This window comes from Pseudoalteromonas sp. 5Ae-yellow (assembly GCF_014077565.1).
In the GTDB taxonomy this organism is placed as follows: Bacteria; Pseudomonadota; Gammaproteobacteria; order Enterobacterales; family Alteromonadaceae; genus Pseudoalteromonas.
Genome location: NZ_JACGWD010000144.1, coordinates 1 through 1426 on the forward strand (window position 1 = coordinate 1; position 1426 = coordinate 1426).

A 1426-nucleotide genomic window follows, 5' to 3' on the forward strand; every position below is an offset into this window, starting at 1 on the left:
TAATGCCGATCAGTTAAGGTTAATTGATCGGTTGACCGATCTAAATGATCGTGAATAATCCGTAATTAGTTTCGCTAATTACGGTTTTTTTATGGATATTCAAACAGCTCTTTCAACCACCTTCTCATCTGCTGATGAATTTACAACGCTTGATAACTTATCTGGCATCTTAGATCCCGAATTACTTAACCAAGCTTTTGAAAAATCGGGTGTCGCCACCGTTCGTAAACGTCGCCTACCACTCGATGCTGTCGTTTGGTCTGTGATTGGTATGAGTTTATTTCGTCATGAATCTGTTTGGGATATAGCCTCTAAAATGGACATCGCCTTACCAGGTAAAGGGAAACTAGTTGCCCCTAGTGCCATGGTTCAAGCGAGACAACGCTTAGGTGAAGATGCTGTCGAGCAGGTCTTCAAGATGATGGCGTCACGGCATTATAATCATGCCCACTTCGATACATTTTGTGGCTTAAATCTATTAGCAGTTGATGGCGTTGTTTTTCGTACACATGATACGCCAGAGAATAAAGACGTATTTGGGTGTGGCTCAACCCAGTATGGTGAAAATACCTATCCGCAAATTCGGATGGTATGCCACATGGAGCTAACGAGCCATCAACTCATTAATTGTACTTTTAACGGGCAACATCAAGGAGAAATGACACTCGCTGAAGAGCTCATTGAAGGTACACCGGATAACTCATTAACCTTATTTGATCGCGGTTATTATTCATTAGGGCTTTTGCATCGTTGGCACCAAGCAGGGACTGAAAGGCACTGGATGATACCTGTCAGAAAAGGCTTAACCGTTGATACCATAAAGAAAATGAGTAAAAATGACCAGTTAGTGCGTCTTAAAACATCGCCACAAGCGCGAAAAAAGTTTACTGACTTGCCAGAGTTTATAGAAGCTCGGCTGCTTACTTACACGCATAATAATAAGCAGTATCAGATTCTTACATCAATGCTTGATGTAATGCGTTACCCATCAAAAGAAATCGCTGATTTGTACATGCATCGCTGGGAAATAGAAATAGGATATCGAGAAATAAAACAAACAATGTTGCACTCAAACTATATCCTACGCTCAAAAAGGCCGGATATGATAAGGCAAGAATTGTGGGGGTTACTAATTGCCTACAATATTATAAGAATAGCCATGCGTGAGGCAGCAGAGTTACTGGAAGTATGGCCAAATCAACTGAGTTTTTCTCATTGTTCAAGACATATCAATGTATTTCTGTTAACTATCCCACTGACAAGTCCGGGAAATTTACCAAAACGCTATGAGCATTTATTAGAAACGCTGACGCTATTTCAGTTACCAACAAGGCATCATGAGCGCAGCTTTCCACGATGTGTGAAAAAGAAACCATCTAAATATCCCTATAAAAAAAAGCCAGTCAGTGTTAACTGACTGACATTA

The 1426-nt window shown here is 40.5% G+C and carries 1 protein-coding gene; it reads left to right on the forward strand.

The window, feature by feature from the left end; translation table 11 throughout:
- The first annotated feature begins 91 nt into the window (after nucleotides 1-91).
- On the forward strand, nucleotides 92-1417 hold the full coding sequence (locus tag H4J63_RS19685; RefSeq protein ID WP_024604027.1) for an IS4 family transposase: 1326 nt from the start codon (nucleotides 92-94) through the stop codon (nucleotides 1415-1417).
- Nucleotides 1418-1426: the final 9 nt, after the last annotated feature.

Excerpts from the sequence above, each read along its gene's own strand:
- H4J63_RS19685 (WP_024604027.1), top strand. The coding sequence starts at position 92 with ATGGATATTCAAACAGCTCTTTCAACCACCTTCTCATCTGCTGATGAA.